This window comes from Amycolatopsis sp. cmx-11-12 (assembly GCF_046269425.1).
Taxonomy (GTDB): domain Bacteria; phylum Actinomycetota; class Actinomycetes; order Mycobacteriales; family Pseudonocardiaceae; genus Amycolatopsis.
In genome coordinates this window covers 63,160-85,921 of sequence record NZ_JADNQM010000040.1, presented here as the reverse complement: position 1 = coordinate 85,921, position 22,762 = coordinate 63,160, and the positions used below count along the sequence as shown (strand labels likewise).

Annotated in this window: 14 protein-coding genes; 7 read left to right on the top strand and 7 right to left on the bottom strand. The window is 62.6% G+C overall.

The window, feature by feature from the left end; translation table 11 throughout:
- Positions 1 to 1,096 (top strand): VirB4 family type IV secretion system protein (locus ACLARN_RS36895; protein ID WP_409496119.1); only part of this gene is annotated, 1,096 nt, incomplete at its 5' end.
- A gap of 86 nt (positions 1,097 to 1,182) precedes the next feature.
- Positions 1,183 to 3,663 (top strand): type IV secretory system conjugative DNA transfer family protein, encoded by a 2,481-nt coding sequence (locus ACLARN_RS36890; RefSeq protein WP_409496118.1) that lies wholly within the window; start codon positions 1,183 to 1,185, stop codon positions 3,661 to 3,663.
- A gap of 793 nt (positions 3,664 to 4,456) precedes the next feature.
- On the opposite strand, the gene ACLARN_RS36885 is transcribed toward ACLARN_RS36890, so the two are convergent.
- Together ACLARN_RS36885 and ACLARN_RS36880 are read right to left on the bottom strand one after the other, a co-directional pair.
- Positions 4,457 to 5,713, bottom strand: coding sequence for a HEPN/Toprim-associated domain-containing protein (locus tag ACLARN_RS36885; RefSeq protein ID WP_409496117.1), 1,257 nt, complete (start codon positions 5,711 to 5,713; stop codon positions 4,457 to 4,459).
- A gap of 445 nt (positions 5,714 to 6,158) precedes the next feature.
- The gene (locus ACLARN_RS36880; RefSeq protein ID WP_409496116.1) at positions 6,159 to 6,371 is read right to left on the bottom strand and encodes a hypothetical protein; all 213 of its coding nucleotides are present in this window, start codon (positions 6,369 to 6,371) and stop codon (positions 6,159 to 6,161) included.
- Between the two features lie 570 nt (positions 6,372 to 6,941).
- On the opposite strand from ACLARN_RS36880, the gene ACLARN_RS36875 reads away from it, so the two are divergent.
- Together ACLARN_RS36875 and ACLARN_RS36870 are read left to right on the top strand one after the other, a co-directional pair.
- A complete protein-coding gene (locus tag ACLARN_RS36875) occupies positions 6,942 to 7,973 on the top strand; it encodes a replication-relaxation family protein (protein ID WP_409496115.1) in 1,032 nt (343 codons plus the stop codon).
- Between the two features lie 7 nt (positions 7,974 to 7,980).
- On the top strand, positions 7,981 to 8,955 hold the full coding sequence (locus tag ACLARN_RS36870) for a hypothetical protein (protein WP_409496114.1): 975 nt from the start codon (positions 7,981 to 7,983) through the stop codon (positions 8,953 to 8,955).
- 375 nt (positions 8,956 to 9,330) lie between these two features.
- On the opposite strand, the gene ACLARN_RS36865 is transcribed toward ACLARN_RS36870, so the two are convergent.
- A complete protein-coding gene (locus tag ACLARN_RS36865; RefSeq protein ID WP_409496113.1) occupies positions 9,331 to 10,359 on the bottom strand; it encodes a pentapeptide repeat-containing protein in 1,029 nt (342 codons plus the stop codon).
- Between the two features lie 1,858 nt (positions 10,360 to 12,217).
- Between ACLARN_RS36865 and ACLARN_RS36860 the strand changes: the two genes are divergently transcribed.
- Positions 12,218 to 12,616, top strand: coding sequence for a hypothetical protein (locus ACLARN_RS36860; protein ID WP_409496112.1), 399 nt, complete (start codon positions 12,218 to 12,220; stop codon positions 12,614 to 12,616).
- 14 nt (positions 12,617 to 12,630) lie between these two features.
- Positions 12,631 to 17,652, top strand: a complete 5,022-nt coding sequence (locus tag ACLARN_RS36855) for an NB-ARC domain-containing protein (RefSeq protein ID WP_409496111.1) — start codon at positions 12,631 to 12,633, stop codon at positions 17,650 to 17,652.
- 130 nt (positions 17,653 to 17,782) lie between these two features.
- Here the strand turns inward: ACLARN_RS36855 and ACLARN_RS36850 are convergent, their stop codons facing one another.
- The 3 genes from ACLARN_RS36850 to ACLARN_RS36840 form a co-directional block, all read right to left on the bottom strand.
- Positions 17,783 to 18,400 carry an integrase core domain-containing protein gene (locus ACLARN_RS36850; RefSeq protein WP_409496110.1) on the bottom strand — a complete coding sequence of 206 codons (618 nt, stop codon included), beginning with the start codon at positions 18,398 to 18,400 and terminating at the stop codon, positions 17,783 to 17,785.
- Positions 18,401 to 18,411: 11 nt separating this feature from the next.
- A complete protein-coding gene (locus tag ACLARN_RS36845) occupies positions 18,412 to 18,681 on the bottom strand; it encodes a hypothetical protein (RefSeq protein ID WP_409496109.1) in 270 nt (89 codons plus the stop codon).
- Positions 18,682 to 19,306: 625 nt separating this feature from the next.
- Positions 19,307 to 19,948 carry a rhomboid-like protein gene (locus ACLARN_RS36840; protein ID WP_409496108.1) on the bottom strand — a complete coding sequence of 214 codons (642 nt, stop codon included), beginning with the start codon at positions 19,946 to 19,948 and terminating at the stop codon, positions 19,307 to 19,309.
- 564 nt (positions 19,949 to 20,512) lie between these two features.
- Here ACLARN_RS36840 and ACLARN_RS36835 point away from each other — a divergent pair.
- On the top strand, positions 20,513 to 21,379 hold the full coding sequence (locus ACLARN_RS36835; RefSeq protein ID WP_409496107.1) for a hypothetical protein: 867 nt from the start codon (positions 20,513 to 20,515) through the stop codon (positions 21,377 to 21,379).
- A 452-nt stretch (positions 21,380 to 21,831) separates the two neighbouring features.
- On the opposite strand, the gene ACLARN_RS36830 is transcribed toward ACLARN_RS36835, so the two are convergent.
- Positions 21,832 to 21,999, bottom strand: coding sequence for a hypothetical protein (locus ACLARN_RS36830; RefSeq protein WP_409496106.1), 168 nt, complete (start codon positions 21,997 to 21,999; stop codon positions 21,832 to 21,834).
- Positions 22,000 to 22,762: the final 763 nt, after the last annotated feature.

The window sequence follows — 22,762 nt, the reverse complement described above, 5'->3', positions numbered from 1 at the left end:
CTACCTGGTAAAGCTGGAAACCCTGCGCAGCCTCTACCGCGGGGTCGAGGTATCCATCATCGACCCCGAGGACGAGTACCGACGGCTGTGCGAGGCCATCGGCGGCACCTACATCCACCTCGGCGACCCGGGTGTCCGCATCAACCCGTTCGACCTACCGATCGCCATCAGGCCGGACGGGCGCCGCACCGCCCCCAAGGACGCCCTGACACGCCGGGCGCTGTTCCTGCACACCGTCATCGGAGTGCTGCTCGGCACCGAACTGTCCGCACAGCAACGGGCCGTGCTCGACCGGGCGATCATGGCCACCTATCAGCAGGCCGGGATCACCAGCGACCCGCGGACCTGGGGCCGGCAGGCGCCACTGCTCGCCGATCTCGCCGCGATCCTCACCGGCACCGCGGACCCGGTCGCGGCGGACCTGGGGGCCCGGCTGCACCCGTTCGTCGAGGGCGCGTTCTCCACAATGTTCTCCGGACCGACCACGACCAGGGCCGAGGGCCACCTGACCGTGTTCAGCCTGCGTGACCTGCCCGACGAACTCCGGCCGATCGGCACACTGCTCACCCTGGACACGGTGTGGCGGCGGGTGTCCAACCCCGCCATCCGGCGCCCGAGACTGATCACGGTCGACGAGGCATGGCTGCTCATGCAGGACCCTGTCGGAGCGCGTTTCCTGCACCGCATGGCCAAAGCAGCCCGGAAACACTGGGCGGGCTTGACGATCGCGACCCAAGATGTCGGCGACGTCCTCGGCACCGAGCTGGGTAAGGCGATCATCGCGAACGCGGCTACGCAGATCCTCCTACGACAAGCGCCGCAAGCGATCGAGGAGATCGTGGCGACCTTCAACCTGTCCGAAGGCGAGAAGCAGTTCCTGATTTCCGCGGACAAGGGACAAGGTCTGCTCTCGACCGGGACACAGAGAGTCGCGTTCCAGTCACTGGCGTCTCCGCAGGAAAACGCTTTGATCACAACAGATCCGGCCGAGTTGGCGAACCACTTCAACCTTAGCACCGAAGATAGCTCCTTTGTAGACATCGGCGCTGAATCTTCTGGCGCCGGCGGGCACATCGACCTCGGCAACGCAGCCTGACCGGCCGGTCACGCAACCGTTCGTTTCGAGCGGCCGCCGAATCCGTTCACCGCCGCCGCAGGTTCCTTGGCGCCAAAGGAGTCAAGATGTTCTCTACCCAAACCCTCGCGTCACCGTTGCAAGACTATCTCCGCGACCCCGGCGCCATGCTGCACGCCGTACTCGGTGCGCTGCGAGACTTCGCACTGTCGTGGGGCTCTACGCTCGGTCCGGTTCTCGTGCTCGCGCTGGCTGGTATCGCCTGCGGACGGCGGTGGTGGACACGCCGATGCCATGACCGGATGGCCACCGACGCACGGCTGGTGACGGTGCTCGCCCCGCCCGCGGTGGATCCGGACGGTGCGGCGGCCTTGTACTCCAACCTGGTCGGGCTGCTGCGTAGCGGCTGGAAACGCCGAGTACACGGCCAGCCGCACATCGTCTGGGAGTACGTGTTCTCCCACGCCGGTGTCGCGTTGCGGCTCTGGATCCCCGGCGTCGTTCCGCCGGGGATGGCCGAGCGCGCGATCGAGGCCGCCTGGCCGGGCGCGCGCACCCGCACCACGCCAGCCAAGCCACCGATCCCGCTATCCGTCTCGCCGGGGAAGGCGATCGAGACGGCGGGCGGCGAACTACGGCTGGCACGCAGCGAAGCCCTACCGATCCGATCCGATTTCCCGGCCGACCCGATCCGGGCACTACTGGGCGCGCCAGCCGGGCTGCCCACCCACGAACGCGCCGTCGTCCAGATTCTCGCGCGATCGGTCACCGGCAGCCGTGTCCGCACAGCGCGCCGAGCCGCCCGCCGCGTTCGCGCGGGCAGTTCGGCCACCGTCGTCGGCCGTCTGCTGGACTTGCTCACCCCGCAAGCAGGTTCCCCTACGCCCAGCGCCGCGGCGAAGAACCCGGTCATCGATCACCAGACCTCGCTGGAAAACTCCGCGCAGGACCGGGTCATCGTGGCCAAGCAGCGCAGCCCTCAGTACGAAACCCGCGTCCGGTACGCCGTGGCCGCCTTGGTCGACGAGCACGCGAACGGCGCGGAGCGGGTTTCGGTGCGCGAGCACCTGCGCGGACGCGGACATGCGATCGCCAGCGCGTTCGCCGCCTACAGCGAACACAACTACTACCGCCGCGTCCGGCTCGCGCACCCGATCCGGGCCGTGGCCGAGCGGCGCCTGACCTCCGGCGACCTGCTCTCGATCGCGGAGCTGGCCGCGCTGGCCCACGTTCCCTCAGACGAGGCAGTGCCCGGTTTGCAGCGCGCCGGCGCGAAAGCGGTTCCACCCCCACCTGGGATCGCCACCGAAGGCGCCGGGGTGAAACCGATCGGGATCACCGACTCCGGCCACTCCAGGCCGGTGGGGCTGCGCGTCGCCGATGCCCGCCACCACCTCCACATCCTCGGCGCGACCGGATCGGGCAAGAGCGAGCTGATGGCCCGCATGATCCTCGACGACGCCGAGGAAGGCCGTGGCCTGGTGGTCATCGATCCCAAGGGCGACCTGGTCACCGACACCCTCATGCGGCTGCCCTCGAGACTCGGGAAGAAGGTCGTGCTCTTCGACGCCGACGACCGCACCCGGCCGCCAGTGCTCAACCCGCTCGAAGGCGACGACACCGCCCGCACTGTGGACAACCTGGTCTCGATCTTCTCCCGTGTGTACGCCTCCAGCTGGGGCCCTCGCACCGAAGACATCCTGCGATCCGGGCTGCTGACCCTGCGCGAGCTCCCCGGCACTCCCGCCCTGGCCGACCTGCCGAAACTCTTGACAGTGTCCTCGTTCCGGCACCGCGCACTCGAAAAGATCTCCGACGACGTGCTCATCGGATTCTGGGCCTGGTACGACGACCTCTCCGGTGCCGGCCGAGCACAGGTCATCGCCCCGTTGATGAACAAGCTCCGCGGCCTGCTACTCCGTCCGTTCGTACGCGCGTCACTGGCCGGAGGCCAGTCCACTGTAGATCTGGACGCCGTACTCGACGGCGGGATCTGCCTGGTACGCCTAGGCAAAGACGCACTCGGGATGGACACCGCGCGGCTGATCGGGTCAATCGTCGTGGCCCGCACATGGCAGGCGGCGACCCGGCGTGCCGCGATACCTCAATACGATCGCCGCGATGCCTCGCTCTACATCGACGAGTGCCACAACTTCCTGAACTTGGCCTACCCGATCGAAGACATGCTCGCCGAGTCCCGCGGCTATGGGATGTCGATAATCCTGGCGCACCAGTATCTCCAGCAACTGACCCGCGAGCTGGAAGAAGGCATCTCCACCAACGCCAGGTCGAAAGTCATCTTCTCTGCGTCGCCTGAGGACGCCCGTCGCCTGGCCCGGCACACCGCGCCGAGGCTCTCCGAACACGATCTCGCCAACCTCGGACGCTTCCACATCGCCGCCCGGCTCGTGCTCGACAGCGAAGAAGCGCCCCCGTTCACCGCGGTCACCAAGAAACTCCCGCCGGCGATTCCGGGGCGCGCCACGGAAATCCGTCGGCTGGCGCGCTTGAACACCGTGCCCCGGAGCACGCAGTCGCCTGTCGAGAACGTCCGGCCGGTGACAGTCGATCCCCGCCGCACGGCCTGACCCACCACTCACTTTTCCTTATACCCGCAGTGCGTTGTCACGCCTTGCGTGACTGGCGAAGGAGCAGTATCTGGAGGTTGCACTATTCCGTCGGCGAGCGTCGCACTGTTGGCCATCCAAGCCTGGCTGGCTTGACGTTACCAACTCGGCGCTCGTGATCTTGGCGGCCGACCCAACTCCTGTTCCTTTACAACTTCACAGTGGTCCGTCTTAAAGGGCTACGATGGTCGGCCGTCAGCTGGCTGGGAGTCAGGCGACGGGCGTCACCTGCCAGGGATCGGAACAGTAGCCCGATACGCGCGATGGGATGTGGCGAGCCGGTCCCGATACGGGGGTCCTTAAAGCTTCGGTTTCAGCCGCTTGGACCATGATGAGACCGCGTAGCCGTTGCATCCCGGACGTGTCGAAGCCGTTTGGCTCACCGCGACCGCCCTCGCTAAGCCGCCGGTAGACGTCGTTGAGGATGTCCGACCACTCACGGACCTGCTAACCGAACTGCGGCTTCCGATGATCCCGCCAGTCGACGGGTGGCGAGTCTGCTCTTTATCCAGACACCACTCAAATAGCGACGAAAAGTCGGAATTTGAGTGGTGAAAAAATCCAAATTCCGACAAGGCGCTATTCCAAGTTCTAGATAGGCGCTATTCCGATATTGCATTATTCCCGACCCGATCCACGACCTACTTGCCGCATTAATTGCCATGCCACTCGGGAGGATGTTGAACCCGCCCTGCACCCCTTCCCCTAAAGCGGCCCGCCCTAGCGCAGCCGGAGATGGGCCATGCGACCGCAACTAGGTTCGCAGTACTTCAATCAAGCGGCCGATTACGGCTTCGAGTCCGCTCCAATCCTGCTGCACCACAGTGTCGAAATCCGACTCGGCCAGCTTAACCTTTTCACGAAACCGCTTCTGGATTGTCGACTTGTTCATGACTTCGCCCTGATAGGCTTTCATGCTTTCGATGTATGAGCGCCACTGCACAGGGCTTAGTGACCCTTCGGAACCAGTAAGAACGTCCACTCCCAGATAAAGTTCAATAGAGCCAGCCAGTCCGTTGACATCCATCTCCGACAATCCGTTCGGACCCAAAGTTGGATAGCGACGAGCAAGATCGATTTCAGGATAGCGGAGAACGCAATAATGCCTTGGCAGTACGGTATTCCTGAACGCTCTCAGCGCATCACGAGCCGCGGTATCGTTGTCCAGAAGAAGAATAACTCGATTTGATATACCAGCAGCCGCAAAGCTCTTTATAGTTCGAATACCTGCAGCCGCACTACCCTCGGCACCACTAGAAAAGTCGAAGAATCTAATGTAAGAACTCAGATGCGGGTAACGGATTCGAACGGCAGCTTGAAGAAACTCGACGTCGGTGCCGCCTTCAGTGACGACCACGGCCGGGCTTCCATGTGTCAGCACAGAGGCGAACCAATCCGTCGCTAACGCCTGGGGATCAAAATTGTCGTCCAGCCAACCACGATTAATCAACCGCGTCAAATCGAGAACAACTTCTTCATCCGGCTTGCATTTTAGCAAAGCAGCACGAAGCAGAAACCGAGCATCAGCGCCCTCCCATATACTCATCAACCATGCAAAGGAGTCGATCATCCATGGGGCATCGTAAAGCACGCACTCCTCGGGGGAATTGAGCATCTCCGCAAACTGGTCAACCCAGGAATCGAATGTCATTTGCTCAAGCTTCTCGATTTCTCGCCCCAAATTCCGTGCTTCCATTCGATAGCCCTCATAGTCCGGACCGGAAGAGAATGCGTCATAACGGTTACGCTTTTGCGCAAGTCGCCCTTCCGTAAGCTCCTTAAAGGCAAATTCGGCAGAAGCAGGACCGATGCCGAGCGCATCGAGTCGGTCGGACAGAATCTTCGCAGTAGCAGACAAGTAAACTCTCTTTAGCCGGGAACCGCCCTCGTCAGATGTCGAAAAGCGCCGGAAGTCTTGCCTTGTAAACAGATACATGAACTTTGAATCCACGATATTTCGCCACAAAAGTATCTCTACATCTCGAAGACACGCACTGGCATAGTTGCTCATCGTCGGATTCTACACCAAACGATAGGGAGAGACATCCCAATAAAAGAGAGACGTTTCGACGTATCTTGCCAACGCCCCTCCGTACGAAATTTCGACCGGAAGATTGTTGATTTCTGGCCGGGAAAATTTGACCCGGCAGCCTCATTGCCAGCGCATAGGTTGCCTAACGAAAGGCAAGTATTGAAAGTGCGCACTATTCCTGAGGTTCCAAGAACACCGCTCTGCCGGCCCACTGGCGGCAGCGAGGTAGTCGGTCCAGGTGGCTTGGGTGAGCTTGGCCCAACAAGTCGGCGATCACGATCAGAGGCAGCTCGCCAGCGGCCTCGATCGTCGCGGTGTTGCGGGCCGCGAGCGTGGGCAATCCGTTTTGCCGGAGGAGTTTCTGCGTTGCCCGAGCGCCTCGCGGCTTGCCAGGCCGACTAGTGGGCAGCAGGTATCAGGGCGCTCACCCTCTGGTAGGCACACCATCGACCGGTAGCCCAGGGCTGGCGAGTTGCTGCTCGATCAGCACCGCAAGTTTGGGCGGCAGCAAGACCGGATGGTCGCCGATGGTCAGGAAGGCGTCGCCGTCGGCGCGGCCGAATCGATCGGCGGCGAGATCGACGATGCGCCTGATCGTCAGGCCGAAAAGCCCGAACAGGCTGCCGATGATCCGCACCTCGTGCGGAAGCTGTCGTCGTTGAGGCAGCGGCGCAGTTGCCGACGGTACTGGTCTTCGGTCTGAAAGTGGATCGGCAAGCTGTTCTTACTCGCCGGAAGACTGACCGTCACCTCGTACGACCGGGCCGTGGACGACACGGTCGGCGCCTCGCCGCCGCGCAGGTCATCGATAAACGCCTCACCGGCCACCGGCACCCACTGGGTAGCCGTTCCATCCGGCGAACTAACCGCAGCCTCGGCGCGATCGTCGACACCTTCTGGAAACGCGCGGACTGCTGCCGCCGCCAGCGCTCCAACATCGCCTCGAACACCGCTGGCGCCGGATCAAGGTGAACGACATTCTCCATCAACACAAGACGCGCTGAACCAGGCACTTCAGGACCCATCGCGCCGTTGTATCAGACGCAACATCGATGCACTCGACGATGGCGCCCAGGTCCACAGTGAATTCATCCATCTCAGCGGCAACTCGCCCTGTCCGCTTGACCAGCGAAAATCGCAGTCGCAGCGATCTGCCCAATGTTGCAACAAATGCAATTCCGCTTATTTAGTTGGAGGTTTCGTCACCATGGTCAGCAATCCCACGCCTCAGCGACAGTTGCGCACGCACCGGCCGGAACGTCCCGCACCACGCGTGCTCAACACCGCCGAACACCACGCCTGGCTGGTCCGGCACCTCACTGACCGGGACCGATGGCTGTGCCGGATGCTGTTCGAGCACCACGTGCTCACCAGCACCCAGATCATCGACATCGCCTTCCCCGGACGGCGCGCCGCGAACCTACGCCTGCGCGACCTCTACCAATGGGGCGTCGTGCACCGGTTCCAGCCACACCGCGACCACGGCTCACACCCGATGCACTACGTCCTCGACACCGCCGGAGCAGTCGCTCTCGCGCGCGAAGCCGGTATCGACCCCAAGGAACTGGGCTACAGCCGTGAGCGCGAGATCGGACGAGCCTTCTCCCTGCAACTGGCGCACACCGTCGGCTGCAACAGCCTGTTCACCTCCCTCATCCGCCGAGCACGCCAGCCCGGCGCCACGGGAAACCTGACGGCCTGGTGGTCAGCCACCCGCTGCGGCCGACATTGGGGCGACATCGTCACCCCGGACGGCTACGGCCGCTGGCACGAGGGCAACCGGGAGATCGAATGGTTCGTCGAGTTCGACTTCGGCACCGAGCAACTATCCCGGCTGGCGGGCAAGCTAGCCCGCTACGAGCGCTTGGCCGACACCACGGGCATCACCACACCGGTGCTGGTGTGGATGCCCAGTGCCGCGCGCGAGGCCAACGCCCGCAAGGCGCTAGCCGAGGCACTGCGCGCACTCAGCCAGCCCGCGCGAGTGCCGGTGGCGACCAGCAGCGGCGAAACCGCTCTCGACCCGCTCGACATGGCCGCGGCCCGCTGGCGACGAGTCGACGAGCCCGGGACCGCCGATCGCGTAGCGCTCCCAGGTCTGCACGCGCTCTGGCCCGATCTCCGCACACTGGCACCCACCACACCACGCCCCTCGAGCAGCGCACCCTCAGGCCACCACCCGGAACTGGCACCGCCCCTGCCGAGCGCCCCGCCCGGCTCCGGCAGCCGGCGAAGGTGAAGCGGCCATGGGCAAGATCGTCGGAACGAGTGTAGCGCTGGTCCTGGCGCTCATTCTCCTCATCGGCGGCGGAGCGATCGCCGTCGTGCAAGCCGTGTTCGGCTCGTCCGACAGTCGCCTGAACTGCACTCCTACAGACGCTCCCACCGCGGCTACGGGGTTCGGACCTCAGGAAATCGCGCACGCGGCAACGATCGTGGCCGTCGGTCAACGACTGGGCGTACCCGAATACGGCTGGATCGTCGCCGTCACCACTGCGCTCACCGAGACACGCCTGCAGAACCTCGACCACGGCGACAGAGACAGTCTCGGCCTGTTCCAACAACGCCCGTCCATGGGCTGGGGAACCCCGGGGCAGATCATGGATCCCGGCTACAGCAGCGAGCAGTTCTACCGTCATCTGCTGGCCGTGCCGAACTGGCAGAGCATTCCTGTCGCCGAAGCCGCTCAAACCGTGCAGCGCTCAGGATTTCCAGATCGATATACCGTGTTCGAAGACACGGCCCGGCAGATCGTGGCTGCCACGAAAGGCGCCCCATGCGCAACCGGTACGCCGGGCAAGTTGCGCACCGACTGGCTCTCCGAACAAGCCACCATGCCCGACCCCACCAGCGGTGGGCGAATCACACCACGCACCCTGAACCTCGTGCAAACACTGCGCACCAACGGAATGACCGGGAACGGTCTCGGCTGCTTCGCACACCGACCAGCCAACCCGCACTCCGACCACCCACAGGGCCGCGCCTGCGACATCATGTTCAACCCCCACAGCCAGCCATCGGTGACCGGAGGCTGGCAAGTCGCGAACTGGCTCATCGCCCACCAGGCGAATCTCGGCGTCAGCTACCTCATCTGGCAGGCCCAGTACTGGTCAGCCGACAACCCGACTTGGAGCACGTACCAATCCAGCGCTTACGGCTGCCCCAACCCCAACAACCTCACTGGCTGCCACTACGACCACATTCACGTCTCAATGTATTAATTCCGTTGCGAGTTTCATCTGATGACGCTTCTGCACTTTTGGTCGCTAATTCCCGTTATGCGACAAGCCCCGGTTAGCTGTTAGCTGACATTACACTTGGGGTTACTACCGGCGTCTAGGTCTCGTTGTCAGCGAGGGGCCTCGCCGTTCGGCGAGCACGTCGGGACCATGTACTGCGATCCTCGAAGTATGCTGAGGTACTCAGTATTGGATTCGACGGACTGCGCGGCGGGAGGAGCCTTGTCAACCCCGCCTCAGGACGAGGAGCCGCACGGGTAACACACACCAGCTCGTCCGATGCTGCCTCGCAGTCCCACTGAACGTCCCCGAGCGACATGTGTCGGCAACCGCCCGATGATCTGTGCGGTAGTTACGTTACCTGTCTGGCGCGATGAGGCTGCGCCATCGACCGGCCGCTTTGTCGGATGCCTCACCGAAGGGCTCGGCGTTCGAGGATTCGGTCCAGTGTTCAGGCCAGTCTTGGCCCGAATCGCAGTCCACCCGGGTCCGAGCGCCTGCAAAGTCCACATCCTTCTCGAATGACACGCCATCGAACCGTGCGCCGCGATTGAAGATGACTCCGCTGAAGCTCGCACATCCGCCGAAATGGGACCCTGGGAAGAACTCGTCAGCGTGGAACCACGGTCGCCCAGCGAACGCCGAGTACGAGAACCATGCGTCGGACCCGAAGCGCGCACCGCGGAAGTCTGCCATGAAAGTATCCTCAGTCGGCCCCCCGATGAACGTCGCACCCTGAATGAGGGCCATATCGCAGGCAAACCCCCTAAAGATGGTTTCGCCTGCAAATATCGTGTTGTTACAGGTGATGGCGGCAACCTCACACTCATTCATCGCGAAATCGATGAGGTATGCGCCAGTGAGGTCGATATCGATACGAGGCCAGAACTTTGGGTTGCTCGGCTGTCCATTTGAATCCCGGACCGGCTGGAGATGCCTAGCAAGGATCCGTTGCGCAGTCTGGCGAACCTGACGTTCTTGCTCACGCTGTTCGAACTCTGGGCCATCGGTCTCCTCGGCCGCCAGCTGAGGATCATCGGCTCTACCATCGGCTGGCGGCAGGTCGGGCATGTGTCGGGAGATGCGACGAGTGTTCGGTGCGTAAGGCATCCGAAGGTACGCGCACAGGACATCCACGATGGCCTGTCGGTGGGTTTCGTTGTCGTGAGCCAGTCTCTCCAGAGCATGGAGGCCCCCCAACCTGACCGGCGCTTTGTCGCCACCCAACTGCTCGACGGCCTTTGCATACAACTCGGTGATACGTCGCTCTGTGGCATCATGCGCGTTCGCCGCAGCGACCTGCTCCTTCTGCGCCAAGTCGTCAGCCTGCAGGTCGAGCGCAAGCTCTGTGGAACGCTGTCGACGTACCGCGAGCAGCAGAGCCAACGCCGCACCAGTACCCGCAGCTGCAGCCAGACCAGTGCGAATCGCGTCAGCCCGCGCCTGCGCCAACGCGGGCCCCGCCAGGCCACGGCCTTGCGACCACAACACCCATCCCACACTCAAACCCGCAACGACAACGAGCGCCGCCGCAGCGCCAACCCACCACCAGCGAAGCGGCTTAAGCCGACTTCGCCGCGTTCCCGCAAGACCGGATCGATCAGACACGACATCAGCATGCCCTACCCGCAAGAAGCCGACGACAAGACTTACCCGACCAGCGGCCAAGTCCCGCTCGTTGTCGCCAGGTTGCGGGTCGACTGAGCTGGGCCCGCAACCTGCCGACACGGGCTCCGTACAGCTCCCTCGCGGGCTCCGGATAGATTCTGATCACGCAGAGCTAGCCAGCCACGCAGTGATGGAGGCATTCAGACGGTTCAAATACCTATACTGCGCCAGTAGTGGAGCCATAGTGCATCTGTTGCAGGCTGAAGCCCAATGAAGAGTTCCGAGAACAGGGTTCGCGACACTGTGTGCCCCTGGGGCCACGCCGGACGGCGTCCACATGAGAACGCGGGACCTCTGCTTCAAAGTGGTCTTCTCACAGATCAACATCGCAAAGGATCTCGCATCGATACGTGTTGCATACATTGCTGTCCTGAAACAATCCGCGGACAGCGTCTTGCTCCTGTCCAGTTAGCCGCATACCGAGCGGAGCCGGTGGGACACCCCGCAAGGGCGTCCGCGCACTGAGCACCTATAAGCAGGAAGTGCTGGTGCTGCACTGACCCCTTCGACGACATTCGGATATCAGCCCTGGCAAGAGATAGCGGCGCGCTGGCCGTCACTTCGCAGGGCACTGCTAGCGACTAAGGCCGCTGGTCGCTCACATGCGATCGTGGACGGCACGCTGATCTAACTCGCCACCTACAAACAATAGAGCTATCCGCCATTAATAGCGCCCGAGGTAGATAGGATCCATACCCAGGTCACAGGAAATTTCACTGCCCGGTCGGGGACCACACGCTGGCCGAGGTGTCTTTGAGGTAGCTGTAGCGGTTCGCGCAGCTGAGGCCGACCTCACGGATGATCTGGGTCTTCGACACACCGGCCTTGTCCGCTACCCGGATGTCGGCGAGCCGTTCGGTGCGTTCGGCTTTCAGCTACTTGGTCAGGAACTCTTTCATCTCCTGCAGCGAACTTTCCACGCCCCAGACGCTCTCCAAGGTGGTCTCGATTGTTCCCATGCGGTGTCGGCGGGCGCGCAGCTGCGCTGCGTGCTCGTTCCTTGTCCATCTGCGGCCCTCTCTCGCGCGTCCGGGGGTTGGCCGATCTCCCAGATGATTTTCCCTATCCGTTGCGACCGCATTTCTCCGTATCAAATGACGCGCCGTGTTTGATGGGGAGGCTCGTGTCCGCGAGAACTGACAGCATCGCGTCCCTAGCTCGCTAGGCGAAGCACACTCGGCTTTCCTCGATCGCCGTTGCCTTGGTTGTTACGCAGGATGCCGGTATCGTCGCCACGGGCTGGGAGCCACGGTGTTGCCGGTGATGAGGCTGCTTCGTGGTGCGGCGGTGTCATGTGAACATGTTCTCGTTGAACATCATTCGCGTGTAAAACAACTCGTGCCGGAGATGCTCGCTCATGCCAATGAGAGTGTGTTGCCAAGCTTCCACCGTGGACCCTCGTGGCTGATTCGCTCAGCGGTTACTGGTAGCGACACCGGCCCAACATACAGTCTTTGTTCCGACTGACGTGGCGGGCATTTGGTCACGTGTAGTGACAATCTTCACTCGAAGTGACACTATGGCAAAGAAGCGAGTGGCTAGCGGCGTTTCGCTACGTGTTGCGAGGGGAGAAACGTTGAGCGGCGAGCCGGACCAGCCGTCAATCCATATCGGGGGCGACGTGCACGGGCAGAACGTGCTTGTAGGCAGTACGCAGACCGTCCACGGCGACTTCACCATTACAGTGGGCGGTGCAACGGATTCGGAGGAACTTCTCGCCCAACTCAGGGCACAGACCGAGGCGCTGGCGGCAGCGCTGCGCGAGGTTCCGGCCGATTGTCAGGGGGACGCCGAGGACGTGCACGCCGCAGCCGAGGACGCGGTCGCTGAAGTGGCAAAGGACGAGGTCGCGCCCGCCCAGGTGCGCAGAAGGGCCGCGACGCTGCGTAGGGCAGCGGAACGGCTCGCCAGTGTCACCCCGTCCGTGCTGGCGTTCGCCACGCAGGTCGCGGCGACAATCGAGAAGTTCGCCTAGGCCACTGCCACGGGATGGACTACCTGGTTAGATGGCGGGCCAAGCTGCCGGACCGTGTCGGGCTGTTCTCGGCGTTGGCCCGGGTAGACGCGCGGATCGGTGTCACCTACGGCGTTGTCGGTGGCGCGTTGCTGTGGAGTGTGCGAGACGATCGCGGTTCCTCTAGCCTGCGCGAGGCCCTGGCGAGCATTTGCGGAACGGCACACGTGGATCCGTTGCTGCGTGCGGTGGAAGCCCTCGCCGCTGATAGCACACCGCTCGACGGCGCCCTCCTGCTCACCCGCATGGCGAAAGAGGACGGGGAACTCCGCGCACAACTCGACCGGCTCATCGGGTACTTCCTTGAGGAATGCCTCCGTCACGACTTGCTGAAACGGTCTGCGGACGTCCGCGTGGAGGGGTCGGTCAGCGGCGCCAACATCGTCATTGGCGGAACGCAGTACGTCGCCGGAGACCTAGTCGTCACCCAGACAGTGGTGCGGCCGCGGCCTGTCGCGCCTGATCCACCTCCGCATTTCACCGGACGCGCGACGGAACTGGCAGAGCTTCGCGCGGCGCTCTCACAAGGGCGCAATGTGGCCATTACGAGCATCCACGGCATGGGAGGCATTGGCAAGACTGCCACCGCTCTGCGGCTCGCCGCCGACATGTCAGAGTTCGGTGTCGTCCTCTGGGCGTCGCTCGGCCCCGCTCCGAATCCTGTCGCACTGCTGACAGACTGGGCTAGGTACGCCGACCCCGAGTTCGAGGCGGGCAACGGATCGGTCGAGGGGCTGGTCAGCCGGGTACGAGCGACGTTGGCCGCCTTGGTGCGCGACCACTTCCCGGGGGAACGGGTGCTGGTAGTACTCGACGACATCTGGGAAGGCGACTCGGTCACCACCGCCCGACACCTGCGGGCGGCGTCCCCGCCCGGGACGGTCCACCTGATCACCACCCGTTCCCGGCGGGTGGTCTCCCAACTGCGCAGTACCGGCGTCGAGCTCCATCCGATGACATCTGATGACGCAGTGGGAATGCTTCGCGTGCTGCTGTCCGACTTCCCAGCCCTGGCTGAGGGCGACCTGCGCGAGCTGGCGGAGATCGTGGGACACCATCCGCTCGCTATGGAGCTCGCGGCCGGGCAGGTACAGCTACTGGAACGACCGGACGCGGAGCTCGGAGAGCTGCTGGCCCTGTATCGGGGAGGTATCCCTGCGGGGAGCCCGTTTCGAGGTATCCGTCTTGAACTGGGTGAGTCTCGCGAGGACAACCTAGAGCTGGTGCTGTCGTTCAGCTACGACCAGCTGGACGCGGCGGACCAGGCCCGATTCCGCGCGCTCGGTGTGCTGGCGTATGGTGCCGACTTCGACCGGTCGCTGTGCGAGGCGATCTGGGGTGATGCCCCGAAGCCGGTCCTCGACCGCTTCCGGCACCGGGCACTGCTCTCGATCGCGACCTCACCTGGCTGGTACCACCAGCACCAATTGCTGCGCGCCTATGCCCGCGCCCTCCTGCACAGCAGCCAAGATCGTTCGTTAGCAGAGGACTGTTACACAGCAAAAGTCGTCGACATCAGCACGAGGTTCGCGCAACGCCCACTCGACCAGTGGAACGAGCTGAACCCGTACATCGCCCACATGGAGGAAACCGGCACACTCCTGGTACCTGCCGTACAAGCGGAACTCAGCGGGAAGCGGCCGGATCGAGCACGGCTCGACCGAATGCTGACCTTCGCATTGAACACCCGGCACCTGCTCGCCACGCGCACGGAACTGCACCACCCGGAATGGATGTCCACGGGCGCGGCAGTCAGCTCGTTGCTCGGCGAGTCCTCTTACGAGGTCGTCCTGCTCAACTCGCTAGCCAAGGGACAGCACGTCCGCGGCGACCCAACTGCGGCTATCCGCAGCCTGTACCAGGCCCGCCGCCGGGCAGAGAGCTCGGGCGACACGGCGGGGACCGCCATGACGAACAGCAACCTCGGCGCCATCATGCTCCAGTACGACCCGGACGCCGCGCCGCAGTGGCTGTACCGGTCCGTGGAGCTGTGGACGCGCCTCGGCGACGAACCGCAACTTGCCCACGCCCTGCTCCAGCTCGCGGATTGGCAAGCCCACTGGTTTCGCACGTTCGCCGAGCGCGCCACGGCGATCATGTCGCTGTCACACGCCTCGCACATCGCAGGGCAGCACAACCTCGGCGACGTTCAGGCGGAGACGTTCCTGCGTCTAGGCAGGCTCTTTGACACCCTCGGCAGTTCGAGTACCGCAGCCACAATGCTGCGTGACGCCGTCGAGAAGTTCGAGCAGATCGGCCAACGCGACCGCGAGGGTGTGGCCCGGCTTTTCCTCGCCGGGGCGATCGCAGCCGACGAGCCCGACTACGCGGCCAGTCTGCTGAAGACTGCGATCTCGCTGTTTGCCACCACCGGTCACACTGCAGGGCACGCCACCGCTCTGCGCAATCTCGCCCAGCTGCATGCCGAGGCCGGCCGACACTCCGAGGCACTCGCCGCGCACGCCGCCGCGCTTCCCCTAGCGCGTCTCCTGACTGAGGAGTTCCTCGACGAGGACAGCGTCGAGGAGTTCGTCGTCCGTGGCCACTTCGTGGTGCGCTACGAGGACGTCGCCCGGCTCAACGAAATTGAGCAGTACCGCGTCAAAGGACGGAGACAGGCCGACCGTCTGGAAGACCCCGCAGGCGTGCTGCCGGAAGACCTGAGAGCCTACTTGATCGGCCGCACCATCAGCCTCGCCTCGTCCCCTGACCAGGCCGGCCAGGAATGGGCGGAAGCGTTGCGACACTTCATCGAAGATGCTGGCGAGCTGCACTCCGAGCACGCCGAGTTCGTCAACAGCCTGATCGATGTCACCCTGGGCAATTCCGAACGCGGCGCTGCGGGCACCGGCTACGCGCAGATAGTCGCAGAAGTCCGAACACGAGCGGAACAACTCCGCGACACAGGCGATCGGTCGCACCTGACAGGCCAGGGTGCCCTGCAATGGGCGCAGCGAACGCTGTTCGTCCTTGTCGACGGATCCCGGCATCGTGCGGACTGGGAACGCACTCTGCGTGCCAATCTTCGCAGCGCCTGGATCTGGAGTGACGTCCCGGTCGAGGACTATTGCCGTGCGTTGCTCTGCGTGCTGGGAGGCCAGCCCGCCGCGCTGCCTGCGGACCACCCGCATTGCGCAGTCCTTAATGCGCTGCTGGACTCACTCTTCGAGCACCAGCGGCTGCCTACACACGTCCTGGTGGAACGGACCGTAGCAACGCTGGTCTTGCAGCCCGGCGAACTGGCTAAGTGGACAGAACACCTCAAAGACGCGAAAAGGGACTCTTCCTGGCGCGGTGATCGCTGGAGTGAGGAGTTCATCGCCGCGCTCATCGCCCTCGCATCCGGAGACCATCCCCTGTTAGGTGAGGACAACCCTTACTACGACGAGTTCGCCCGCGCAGTCGAAGCAGTCACGAATGGCACGGTTCTGTTCAGCCTGATACCGAACGCCGAACTCCCCGGACTGATGGACCGGGTCGTAGCGGCGAGAACCGACCGGCCGAAGACGACCGACGGGCTCGCTCAGCGACTAGGCGAGCAGGCCGAAGAGGCCCGTGGCATCGGCCGCCACACCGACGCCGATCTCTACGCCGCCGCGGTGCGGATCCTTCAAGGCGAGTCACCGGAACTTCCCGCTCACCATCCCTACGCGGGCGTGGTCGAAATGGTTACCACCACCATCGGCGAGCAGGGCCGTGCCCCTTGTGTCGACCAGACCTTGCCCGACGATGACGTCGCACGACTGGTGGATCTCGTCGTGTCGGTGCGATCGGGAGTGCTGGACGAAACGTCCGGGATCGGCGAGTATTTCACGAACTACCTGTCGATCATGGAGGCCCGTGGTGCGGACTGGCGGTACGAAGCCTCCTTTCTCGCCGCACTCGGCGACCTGCTCGAAGGACGACAACCAGAGCTCGCCCCGGACCACCCCTACTCGGCAGCGGTGCGACGGGCACAAGGCGAGGTCCGGCGCAATGGTGCCCTAGCGCGTCTCGGTGGGCGATTGTCCGTTGCAGACCTCAGATACCTGCTCGACTCGGCCGCGGAGCGCCTCCGTGCGCGCCAGGCGTTCACCGAGTCGTTCGTCTCTGGCATGCCCACGGGACAGGAGACCGTCGCTGCCTTCCTGCGGGACAGGTTCGAATCGCCAGAACTGCGCCACATCGCATGGGCCAAGAGCCAGTGGGAGCACAACATCCTCGCCTGGCGCGACGACCTGGTACGCCGCGAACCGCAGTGGCAGCATGAGATCGAGCTGGTCGACGCGGTACTCGCGCTGGTGAACCTGGCGCCGATGGAACGGTTGTCCCAGGACAACCCGTACGTCAAACTGGTGCGCGAACTCGCCGAAGCCTTTCCTCCGACGCTTCAGCTGCCGGCTGACGATTCCATCGCGGCGCTGGCACTGAGCAAGAATGAGTTCACCACTAGCCATCGACACAATTCCCCGTTCGCCGCTATGCAGGATCTCGACACCGTGCTCACGGTCACGGTTCTCACCCGGACCACCGCACCGCATCAACACGAGCAGACGCTGGGTGTGTTGCAGTCCCGTTTCGATGCCCTGCCGGAACACGTTACATTCACGCCAGAGCGAGAGTTTCTCGACGCGCTGATTCAAATCGTGCGCGCCGAAGACCCCGCCCTGCCCGCCGGCCATCGATACGAAACCGAGTGCCAGCGGGCGCAGGAGAGCATCGACCTGTTCCATGGCAAGCTGACGTGGCCGGGAAGCCTGACCAGCGCCCGGATCATGCGATTCATCTCACTGACGGGCGGCGCTCTGAGCAATCACCGCGAGCACCTGGACACCTGGCGGGAACAGTTCGGCGCGGTGCTGGCCGAGCACACGAAGCAGTTCCCAAACGACCGGGAGACCGGTGATTTCCTACAAGCACTGGCAATTCTGCTCCAGGGCAGGGCGGCTCACCTGCCACCGGACAACCGCTACGACCCGTTCCTCGCCGCAACGAGGTACCAGATCCAATTCGCTTGAGGAAATAACTTCCGCGATGGCACTACAGCCTGCAACGCAAAGTCACCAACAACCTCGACGACAAATCAATCTCACCGGCTCGAGAAGCTGCGGGGTTCCACAAGTCTGCCGACGGCTCTGACCAGTAGGTTTACGCCGCCCGTTCGTACTCGTTGATCAGGCCGCTGAGAAGCCGCTGTCGCCTAATCCGCTGAGAGTTGAGGTCTGCCACGGGGTGGGTCGGCCGTGGTGGGCAGAGCTCGCGGGAACGATGCGGCCGTCGACCGTTGTAGTGCCGGACATACTCGGCGAGCACGGCGCGCAGATGCCGCTCGCTCAGGATCACCATACGGTCGGCGAGCTCGGTTCTGGCCGTGAGCACACACCGTTCCGCGTAGCAGTCCGCCCGCGGGCAGCGCGGAGGGATCTTTACCGCCTCGATATCTACGTCGGCCAGGACGGCATCGAACGAGGACGCGAACTGGCCAGCCCGGTCCCGGATGAGAAACCTGAAGTCGTCGCCTCGATCACCGAGATCCATCACGAGGTTGCGGATCTGTTGCGTAGTCCACTCGCCGTCCGGATTCGTTGTCGTGCCCAGTATGTGGACGTAGCGGCTGCCGACCTCCAGCACGAAGAACACGTAGATTCTTCTGAGGGTGAGCGCACAGTCGATATGGAAGAAGTCGCAAGCCAGCATCGTCGAGGCCTGCGTGCGCAGGAACTGCCGCCAGGTCGTGTCAGTGTCCCGCACCGGCGCGGGAGGCACGCGTGCCCGCTTCAGTATCCGCCGGATCCTGAAGCGCCGACCCGGTATCCGAGCTTGAGCAGCTCACCCTGAATCCTCTTGTAGCCCCAACTGTGGTTCTCTGTGGCCATCCGTTCGATCAGCCTGGCGATCGCGTCGTCGACCGGTGGACGGCCGACCCGGTGTGGATAGGTCCACTTCGCGGCTACCAGGCGCCGGTGCCAGCGCAGGATCGTACCCGGGGTGACCAACCGGTGCAGCCGCGCCGCCTTGGGCAGCAGACGGACCAACACGGCGAACACAGCACGGTCAGCCTAGTCGAGACGAGGTTACGGGTTGCCTCTGCGCAGCACGGGCGACCTCGTGGCGCAGTACCAGCAACTCGACATTCTTCGACGCTGACGACCGGCCGAGTAACACCACCAGGCCCACCAGTGGAAAGAAGATCAGATAGAGCAGACGCAACGACGTGGCCGACGATCATGCCCTACCCGTCGAACGCGCCTGTCGCCGCAGGTCTGATGCATGGGCCGGCGTTCTGGAACCCCACTGGCCGCCAGCGGGGAGATCAAACTGGCCACCAACAGTCGAACGCACCCTCTTCTGCAGAGTGGTCACGCTTGCTTGGTTGCGGCGATCAAGTACGGCGGAAACCAGCATCTGTCGAGCGATCACATCGCGCGGAAACCGTGATGTTGCGTGTCAGATTTGGCCAAGTTGGCGCGGAAAGTACACTTTGTTGCAGTTTCCGCACCGATCCGAGCATTTCCGCTTGCAGATGAGCATCCCGTGAGCATTTGCTCAGGCGCTGCGGAAGGTCTGCTGATGCCGATTCGATGCCGGGAGCAGCAACGAACGCTCGTGCCGAGTTCAGGCTTCGAGAGCAAAGGTGACTAGGCAATCCACGCGAGCCCGGTCGGTCAACGTCTATTTGTCGTGCGTCTGTATTCGTGTGGCCACCTCGATCATGAGGCCGAGTCCGGCTGCCGCGAGATGGCCGATGGTGGTGAAGTTCGGCAAGGCTCCGGAAAAGTCGGCCCCGGCGAGCGGCCAGCCGAGCACGAACAATATCCAGAACGGGCGGGCGCGATTCGACAAGCCGGAGGTCACCATGGCTAACGCCGTCTGTGCGCCATAGCTGATGCCATAGTCGAGGTCAGCGCGGATGCTGACCGGATACCAACCATGATGGATGGCGTAGGCAATGATCGGTGCCGTAAGCAGAGTGGCCCCGATATGCCCGGCCAGGAAAGCGCTGAACGTCCAGAGCGGACCGTGTCGCCGTTCGAGTTGGGCCAGCGCCCACCCGACTCCCAAGCCGAGCGTGATCACGGTGCCAGCGAATTCCAGCGTCCAGACCTCGGTGAGGGTGCCATTGAAGAACAAGATGCTGCCAATCAGCGCACCAACTGGATGAGTGTCGAGATTGTCGAGGTTCGTGCTGATCCACCTCAGCAGACTGTCCGCTCGGTCCAGCGAAAGCAGCCGAACTAGCACAAGGTGTGAAACCAACAGGAAGGCAAGGTACCCGGCGGTCACTGGATTGCGCCGAAGATAGGACAGCAACACTGGAAGTATCCCCTCAACGGTCGAGATGGCTCGGAACACTGAACGATATCGCTTCTTTTGCCTAGGGATTTTTTGAGAGCCCCTAGGTTGCCATCGGCGATCTTACCGTCGTGCTGTGCAGACTGGTGCGACTACCGAGATGAAGTGGTATTGACGATACCCAGTAGGCGCGCATAGAACACGTGCAAACATGAAAATGATTAACCCTTTAATGAGGTGGGTTATTGAAAATACCATATCTGGATGAACGTGCGCGACCGCCCTGTCGTCTTGCGTTATGAGCATGGAGCGAGGCGACACAGCTTGCAGGTCAGCGCAACCCGGCGGTTTTGGCGTTTGCCAACCAGTGTCACAAGGAGCCACTATCAGTGAGAACGTTTCTGAACTGCGGAGTCAACTGATGTCGGCACGTTACCAGAATGTTGGATCGCTCGCGGGAACACGTCTCCCGGCGGCTACCATGATCACTTGCTGTGGCCTCAGCGAATCTCACTCTCTCGGACGTTGACCCTCACCAAACGGAGACGATAAAATTCAGAGTGAGCAGTGGACGGAGGCCGCGCTTTGGAGGAAGCTGGATACAATATTGCTGAAATAGCAAGCCTGTATTCTCAGTTGGCGGGAGTACTGTCCGGATTTGCCTTTACCGGACTTCTGCTTCTCTTGACCGCACGACTATCTCCAGCGGGTTCGAGCACGCATGAGACAACCCCGCTTGTCCCTCCAACGCGTTTCTTGATTGTTTCTTTTGTTGGCCTTCTGATATCAAGTCTTACGTACGCCGCCCTTGCTGGCGATGTACCAAAGTCTCGCCGCCTTGCCTCCTTGGAGCTAGTGGCAGGACTCGGCTTCGCCGCTTCTGGACTGCTTCTATTTTACGCCATAGCGCTAACCTTTGACAGTCTCAGCATTGCGTCAGAGCGTGTCAATTTCGCCCTGGATTCGGTTGGCAGTTTTATTCGTCTTATTCTTGCCACAATATTGACTCCGCTCATGTTTTTCTTTCTCTATCTTGGGATTCAAGACTACAATATCGCAACTCAACGAAAAGCCATTGGCGCACTCGATATTACTGCGTGGGCTCTAATTCTATTGCAGATCATCATCGGCACAACAGTCTATCTCCGTCTTAGCGGAAAGAAGTCGCTTACCGGCAAAAAACGGGAAAAATCTCTACGAATGGCGGCGTCGTTCGCATTATCCTTGATAATCGGCGTAGGAATCTGGTTCGCCTCGCTTGCCGCCTTATTGTATGACGCTACCATGACCGGACCGCTATTTGTTCCTTACTTGGTCTTATTTGTCTCTTTCCTGTCAGCCAATTCGTTCGTCTACCATTTGGCACGTACGCGTCCGGCGCCAAATGACCGAGTTAATCGTGAACTAATTGAAGAGACCGAGTGGCCCTACGGCGGCCGTAGCTATTTTTGATGGTGCCGCGAAACGCGATCGTCAATATCTGGCCGAACCGAGGATCGACGACGTAGTGAATCAACTGCTCGTCGAAGACGGCAACGCCCGCGGATCCCTCACTGCCACCGGCATCGGCACGGTCAGCCACATGACGGTCACACTGCAGTACTGCATCTGGAGCTCGCCCACGTTCTGGGTAAGCGCTCCCTGCGCGAGGTGCCCAGTCCCACGCCTGCGACCGCTCACGAAGGCACGCAATACACCGTGGTCCATGACGCGGTTTCTGGTCCTTGCATGACTACGGGATGGGTAGCCTGTGGTGGATAACCGCGCGATCAGCTGATGAGATCGTCGTGCCCCTGCCCGAGGTCTAAGAGCCGCCCGTCAATACCCCCGGTTCACTTGGGAACCGACAGTAAGGATTGATCCGAGGTCTCGTCGTCCGTCTGTTCCACGGCAGCCCTGTGGGACTACTCGTCCGCCGAGGCCCCTTTGAGGTGATTGTAGAGGTTCGCCCGGCTAAGGCCGACCTCGCGAGAGATCCTGGTCTTCGGCACACCGGCCTTGTCCGCTTCGCGAATCTCGGTCAGCCGCTCAGCTCGTGCGACCTTCCGCTGCTGGAGCAGGACTTCCCGCATCTCCTGCAGAGGAAAATGTGGGCCAGTCTGCACCTTTGGCGACTGATGAGCGGTCGCACGCAATGAATACATCTACCCAACCCGGCCGGCAGTCTGCGCACAGCTGCAGCGTATTCACGCTCGAGAACGCGACCACCCAGGCATCGGCGCCAGCACCCCAGCCGCAGAACATCGGAGATCGCTTAGCGCCTTCAACCCGTCGTCTACTGTGGATGTTCGCCTGGAATACTATCCATAGTGGACTCTGGCAGAAAGTGAGCAACTGCCCTCGCCACCGCGACATTGTTGCGAGCGGCATGCATGACCTTGAACACCGGTAGGCCTCGACCAGAAGAAGGCGACCATCACACCCGAAGGTGACCACGGAATCACAACAGACGGCAGCCGACCATCCACCCAGATGACTGTTAATATGCCTGCTGGCACCGAAGTTGGGGTACACGGAGGAAGGGGTGCCGAGGTACCTGGGCTGCGCCACGCTCATTCCTTTCCCCTTCCTCTCTAGCCGGTCCCCAGAGAGGAAGGGGGAAAGGAAGCTGGAGAGGTAGCAGGACAAGCGGCGACCGCTTCTGCCTCAGTTGAGCGCAGCCGTCCTCTGGCCCTGCCCACAAGTAGGTCGCCCGCTCGAACTCTCCTGAGGACCGCCACATGGTCCGCTGTGGATCGGCTCTGCGGGCGCCTCACTGAGCCCCGCAGCTCCGAGCTGGCCGGTGATTGGACCATTCTGCTTGTCGCTCTGCCCTTCGCAGGCACCATTCCATTA